Below are 6231 nucleotides of genomic sequence, written 5' to 3'. Positions count from 1 at the left end.
GCGGTCGACCGGAGTTAGCGCTTTAGCGCTTAGTCCGGTCCCATGCAACATAGTTGCGCGAAGACGGTACAGCGAATATCGATTCCAGCGGGCATTCTACGGATTGCGATGCAGTTGCATCATCGCGCGTTCCAACTCGCCCTTGATGATTTGCGGCATGACGGCGAGCCCGCGCTCGATCGACGCATCGATCACGTCCTGCTCTTCGCGCCGCGGTGGTTTCAGCACGTAATTGGCGACGTCGGGCTTGGCGCCGGCGCGCGCGCTCTCGGGAATCAGGTCTCGCGGATGGCCAATGCCAATCCGCAGCCGCCAATACTGTTGCGACGACAAATGCGCGGTGATGTCCTTGAGCCCGTTGTGGCCGCCGCTGCCGCCGCCGAGCTTCAGCTTGACGCTGCCGGGAGGCATGTCGAGTTCGTCGTGCGCGACCAGGATTTCGTCGGGGAGAATCTTGAAGAACTGCGCAACTGCCACGACCGATTGGCCCGAACGGTTCATATACGTCTGCGGTTCCAGCAGATGCACTTCTTCGCCGTGAAGCCGTGCTTTGGCATAGAAACCGTGGAAACGCCGCTCGTCGCGCAGCGTCGCGCCTGCTTCGCGCGCCAGTTGATCGACCAGCCAGAAGCCGGCGTTGTGGCGCGTCGCGGTGTATTCGGCGCCCGGATTGCCGAGGCCGACGATCAGCTTGATCATGATTGCGTAGGTCCATCTGGCTCAGCAGCCGAACGCAGCCGAGCCGAAAAAAACCGAAAAAAAACCCGCCGGGGCGAACCTCGGCGGGTCACGTCGACCGTTTCATTGAAACGGATCGAGAGGATTTCTTGCTCTTCGCGTGAGGCGCCCTTAAGCAGCCGGCGTTTCGCCTTCGCCTTCAGCAGCGGCGGCTTCGCCTTCAGCGATTGCGCCAGCCGGGATCGTTGCAGCTGCGACCACCGGATTTTCTGCTTCGACGTGAGCAACCAGCGACACACCTGCCGGCAGCTTGATGTCCTTGGCGTGAACCGAGTGACCCGCTTCGATCGTCGCCAGATCAACTTCGAGGAATTCCGGCAGTGCCGACGGCAGGCACTCGATTTCGATTTCGTTGATAACGTGCGAGATCACCGCGCTCGACAGCTTCACTGCCGGGTTCGATTCCTGGTTCATGAAGTGCAGCGGCACCTTGGTGTGCAGCTTCTTCTTCGCGTCGACACGTTGGAAGTCCACGTGCAGCACGAGCTGACGGAACGGGTGGTATTGCACGTCGCGCAGCAGAACCTGTTGCGACTTGCCTGCCACTTCCAGATCGAGGATCGACGAGTGGAAAACTTCTTTCTTCAGCGCGTGCCACAGCGCGTTGTGGTCCAGTTCGACCAATTGCGTTTCAGCACCAGCGCCATATACGATGCCCGGGGTCTTGCCCGAGTTACGCAGGCGGCGGCTCGCACCCGTACCTTGCAAAGAACGCTCGAAAGCGACTACTTTCATTTTGAATCTCCAATGCACTGCCCGCGACCAGGCAGTAAAAACGGGGCCTCCAAGCCAGATGGCTGAGGCCCCAGAGCTGCGGCACGAACCTTCGTTCGTTCATGCCGATTGTGCAAAAGCGCAGCGTACCGCATGGTGCGGCGCGCTGCGCCTTCGCAAATACTTAACTTTCAGCGAACAGCGACATCACCGAATCGCCGCGGCGAATCCGCGAGAACGTTTCGGCAAGCAGGCCGGCGCTGGTCAAAGAACGGATCTTCGCGCACGAGCGGGCTTCGTCGCCGAGCGGGATCGTGTCCGTCACAACGAGTTCGTCGAGTGCGGAAGCGGCGATACGCTCGCCTGCGCCACCTGACAGAACCGGGTGCGTAGCGTAAGCGAACACCTGCTTCGCGCCGCGTTCCTTCAAAACTTGTGCTGCCTTGCAGAGCGTGCCGGCGGTGTCGACCATGTCGTCCATGATCACGCAGGTACGGCCTTCGACTTCACCGATGATGTTCATCACTTCGGCAACGTTCGCCTTCGGGCGGCGTTTGTCGATGATCGCGAGATCGCAATTCAGCTGCTTGGCCAATGCCCGGGCGCGCACCACGCCGCCGACGTCCGGCGAAACGACCAGCAGGTTCTCGTAGTTCTGCTTGCGCAGATCGCCGAGCAGCACGGGCGTCGCGTAGATGTTGTCGACCGGAATGTCGAAGAAGCCTTGAATCTGGTCGGCGTGCAGATCCATCGTAATGATCCGCTCGACGCCGGCGATTTCCAGCATGTTCGCCACGATCTTCGCCGAGATGGCGACGCGCGCGGAACGCGGGCGACGATCTTGACGGGCATAACCGAAGTAGGGGATGGCTGCTGTGATCCGGCCGGCGGATGCGCGCTTGAGCGCATCGACCATGATCATCAGTTCCATCAGATTGTCGTTCGCCGGTGCGCACGTGGACTGCAGGACGAAGACATCCTTGCCACGCACGTTTTCCTGAATCTCGACCTGGATTTCACCGTCCGAGAAACGGCTAACCATTGCTTTGCCGAGGGGAATACCGAGGATTTTGACGACTTCCTGTGCAAGCGCGGGATTTGCGTTGCCAGTAAAAACCATCAGGCCGTCATGGCTGCTCATCGTGCACCTACTTCAGGCTGGGGGCGAGGGAAATGCGAGAAATTTTGGCAGGGGAGAAAGGATTCGAACCTTTGCATGCCGGAATCAAAATCCGGTGCCTTAACCAGCTTGGCGACTCCCCTACACTAACTCTGAGCTTCGTCGAACGTGGAGTTTCGTTCGACGATGCAAAACTTATGACGCGAAAGTAAAGAGTGGATGCTGATCGAGACTTGCGGCCACTGCGCTGTTCCATTCGGCTGGCAGTTTGGCTTGCACCGCTTCTGCTTCAGCTTTACTACGGAACGCTGCAAAAACACTTGCACCTGATCCAGACATCCGCGCTGGCGCGATGTTTTCAAACCATCGCAACACTTGCGCTACTTCCGCGTATTTCCCTACGACAACCTGCTGCATGTCATTCCGGCCGAAACTTTCTGGCCATTCAGTGTTGCAGCTAAGTTCTGCAGGAAAGTCCGTAATTGTGAGGGGTTTTGAATCTCTTGTCAACGCTTTTTCAGAAAAAATCGCTGCAGTCGGAACATGAACCCTCGGCGTCACTACTAGGAAATGGCGCGGCGGCAATTGTACAACGTCTAGTGCTTCTCCGACACCCTGCGCGAACGCATTTTTTCCAAACACAAAAAATGGCACATCCGCGCCGAGTTTCAATGCCAGCGCCTGCAATTCGAGGCGCGGCAAGTTGAGCTTCCACAGACGGTTCAGTGCGAGCAGTGTCGTCGCTGCATCGGAGCTGCCGCCGCCGAGGCCCGCGCCCATCGGCAGACGCTTGTCGATTTCGATATCGACGCCTTCAGGCGAGCCCGTATGCGTTTTGAGCAGCGTCGCGGCGCGCACGGTCAGGTCATGTTCCGGCGGCACGTCGGCGATCTCGGTGCTGCGCGTGATGAGCCCGTCGTTGCGTCGCGTGAAGTGCAGCGTGTCGCCCCAGTCGAGCAACTGGAAGACCGTTTGCAGCGTGTGATAGCCATCCGGCCGACGGCCGGTAATGTGCAGGAAGAGGTTGAGTTTCGCTGGCGCGAGGCAATCGCGCAGCGAATCGGTCGTTTCAATCATGAGTCGAGGCTACATGCGCCACATGGCGCCAAAGAAGCGGCAAGGTCGCGCGCGAAAGAGTGCGTGAAGCGGCGCGGGTTATTGGTCCAGCACGAGCTTGATGTCGAGCGGTGGATCCGAGCGGGTCAGGTTGATGCGCTTCACGCCGGTGGCCGGCGCGTCGGCATAAGCCAGATAGTCGATCGTCCAGCCGTCCTGCGTGATTTGCTTCAGCCGCGACGGTTGCTCCGGATCCTTCTCGGTCTTGGCGCGCGAGGTGGGCGCCGGCGACGGTTGCAGCCAATAGCGCAGCCCTTCGACCGGCAGCGCGAAGCCGAGCGCATTCTGCATCAGCGTGGACACGTTATCCGCGGTGAGCGGCTGGCGATTCGGCAGTTCCAGCGTGGCCGAAGCCGGCGACGACGTCACCACCGCCAGCGTCTGGCCGAGAGGATTGCGCAACTGCACGGTCACGGTGTCGCCGGTTTCCTGCCACGTGAAGTTGCCGTAGGCGTTGCGCTGCTGGCCGTTCTGATCGTTGTACTGGACCGCGAAGCGGCCCTGGTAAGCACGGCTCGTTTGCGCGGTGACGGAAGTCGCGGCATTCGACGTGGACGGACCCTGCGGTTTGACTGACGCACAACCGGCCAATACGACGACCGCTGCCGCTGCGAACCCGAGCGCCGCGCCACGCGGCGCCCGGGGAAAGGAAATCAGACGGGAAAGACGCATCAAAGATCGTTCACCTGAAGACGTTGGAGCGTTTTGACAAGCGTGTCGTTGTCCGGTTCGAGCTTGCGCGCATCGCGGAAAGCAGCGCGTGCCTGATCCTGATTGCCGGTTTTCCACAGCACTTCGCCGAGGTGCGCGCCGATTTCGGCGTTCGGCTGCATGTCGTACGCTTTGCGCAGCAGCTTGATCGCGTCCGATGTATCGCCCATCCGGTATTTGACCCAGCCGACGCTGTCCATGATGAACGCGTCGTTCGGCGCCAACGAGGATGCCTTCTCGACCAGCTTGTCCGCTTCGGCGAGGCGCTGATTGCGATCAGCCAGCGAGTAGCCGAGCGCGTTGTACGCTTGCGGATTGTCGGGCTGCGTCTGGATCAGCTTGCGCAACTGCGCTTCCATGACGTCGTAATGGCCGGTTTTTTCAGCGGACATCGCGTAGTCGTAGGTCAGATCGGGGTCGTCGGGGAATTGCGCCGTGGCTTGCTGCAGACGTGTTTCCGCCTCCGGGTAGCGCTTCGCGTCGAACAGGATCGCCGCGTCGGTGCGGGCGATCAGCGCCTGGTCGCGCGGGTCCGACGCGGGCAGGTTAGCCAGCAGCTTGCGCGCGTCATCGGTCTTGCCCTGCTTGGCGAGCAATTGCGCACGCGTGATCTGCGCCGGCACATATTGCTGGCTCGACGGCGAGATCTTGTTCAGCCAATCGCTCGCGGCCGCTTCGTTCTTCTGTTCGAGCGACAACTGCGCAAGGTAGATATACGCCTGGCCCGGATCGGCGCCCGGCGTTTTCTCCGCTTGCTGGGCGTACTGAGTCAGGTACGTTTGCGCGTCGCTGAAATTCTTCTGCTGAATCTTGATCAACGCGAGCGCCATGAGCGGCGTCAGTTCGTTCGCGTTGTTCTTATGCATGATCTCGAACTGCTTCTGCGCGTCGTCCAGACGGTCGCTCGCGAGATACATCTGCGCGAGCGCGAGACGCGCGTCATGCGATTTCGGATTCTGCTGCACGTACTTTTCGAGCGAGGCGATGCCTTCCTTGCGCTCTTCCGGGCCCATTTGCGACAGCATCAGCGCCGCCGGCAAATAGTCGGGCTTGAGCGTGAGCGCCTGTTCGAGCGACTTGCGCGCGCCCGGTGCGTCGTCCGACACGAGCTGCTGGCGTGCGATCGCCAGTTGCGCTTCGGGCCGGTTCATGTCGTTCTTGAGCAGATCCTGCAGCACGTGCAGGCCGCCGATCCGGTTCGGGCCGCGCGACAGCAGCAGTTGCAGTGCCAGAATCGCGCTGCCGCGATTGTCGGCGGGCACCCGTGCGAGTTCGCGGGCGAGGATCGGCGAAGCTTCGTCAGGTTTGCCGGACAGCACGAGCAGCGACGCGTCGAGTTGCGCGGCGCGTTCCGAGTTGGGCGCATACTGCTGCCACAATTGCGCGGCGGTCAAAGCGTCCGACGGGCTCTGCGCGGCCAGCGCGATCTCGGTGGCGCGCTGCGCCATGCGGGGATCATGCGTGTCGCGCGCGAGGGCGAGGTAGGTCTGATAGGCGGGCGCCGGCTGGTCGCGCTGCAGCGCGACTTCGGCGGCGAGCACCTGGAATACGATCTGGCTCGTCAGCGGCACGCCGGGCAGCGACTTCTGGTCTTCCGCCGAGGCCGGGCCGAGCGGATCCGGCAGGATGACCGAAGTGTCATCCGAGTCCGGCGATGGGTCCTGCGCGTGGGCGGGCACGGCAGCCAGCGCCCAGACGGCGAGCGCCGCCGCACCGAGCATCCGGCGAGCGGACACGGCGTGAGGTACGCGGAATGCGCTAGCCGGGCGCTTCAAAAACAGCTTCACGAAGGACAAGTTCATGGAAATCCGTTCAATGTTTCGGACGATTGT

6 protein-coding genes and 1 tRNA gene are annotated in these 6231 nt (G+C 61.3%); all 7 read right to left on the bottom strand.

Translation table 11 applies throughout. The features are described from left to right. Positions 1 to 96 precede the first annotated feature (96 nt). Positions 97 to 699 carry an aminoacyl-tRNA hydrolase gene (pth, locus tag ACQKRQ_RS08950; protein WP_132376126.1) on the bottom strand — a complete coding sequence of 201 codons (603 nt, stop codon included), beginning with the start codon at positions 697 to 699 and terminating at the stop codon, positions 97 to 99. Between the two features lie 150 nt (positions 700 to 849). After that, on the bottom strand, positions 850 to 1473 hold the full coding sequence (locus tag ACQKRQ_RS08945) for a 50S ribosomal protein L25/general stress protein Ctc (protein WP_132376125.1): 624 nt from the start codon (positions 1471 to 1473) through the stop codon (positions 850 to 852). A gap of 163 nt (positions 1474 to 1636) precedes the next feature. Further along, positions 1637 to 2593, bottom strand: coding sequence for a ribose-phosphate pyrophosphokinase (locus ACQKRQ_RS08940; RefSeq protein WP_025597839.1), 957 nt, complete (start codon positions 2591 to 2593; stop codon positions 1637 to 1639). Between the two features lie 45 nt (positions 2594 to 2638). Further along, positions 2639 to 2715 (bottom strand) — tRNA-Gln (locus tag ACQKRQ_RS08935). 52 nt (positions 2716 to 2767) lie between these two features. Then, the gene (ispE, locus tag ACQKRQ_RS08930) at positions 2768 to 3649 is read right to left on the bottom strand and encodes a 4-(cytidine 5'-diphospho)-2-C-methyl-D-erythritol kinase (protein WP_132376124.1); all 882 of its coding nucleotides are present in this window, start codon (positions 3647 to 3649) and stop codon (positions 2768 to 2770) included. A 78-nt stretch (positions 3650 to 3727) separates the two neighbouring features. Beyond that, positions 3728 to 4360: a lipoprotein insertase outer membrane protein LolB gene (lolB, locus tag ACQKRQ_RS08925; protein ID WP_427476435.1), complete on the bottom strand. Its 633-nt coding sequence runs from the start codon at positions 4358 to 4360 to the stop codon at positions 3728 to 3730. Continuing rightward, positions 4360 to 6201: a tetratricopeptide repeat protein gene (locus ACQKRQ_RS08920; RefSeq protein WP_427476434.1), complete on the bottom strand. Its 1842-nt coding sequence runs from the start codon at positions 6199 to 6201 to the stop codon at positions 4360 to 4362. Before ACQKRQ_RS08920 ends, lolB begins: the two co-directional genes overlap by 1 nt. Positions 6202 to 6231 lie beyond the last annotated feature (30 nt).

This window comes from Paraburkholderia sp. NPDC080076 (assembly GCF_050281145.1).
GTDB lineage: Bacteria > Pseudomonadota > Gammaproteobacteria > Burkholderiales > Burkholderiaceae > Paraburkholderia.
This window is presented reverse-complemented; position numbering and strand designations above follow the sequence as displayed.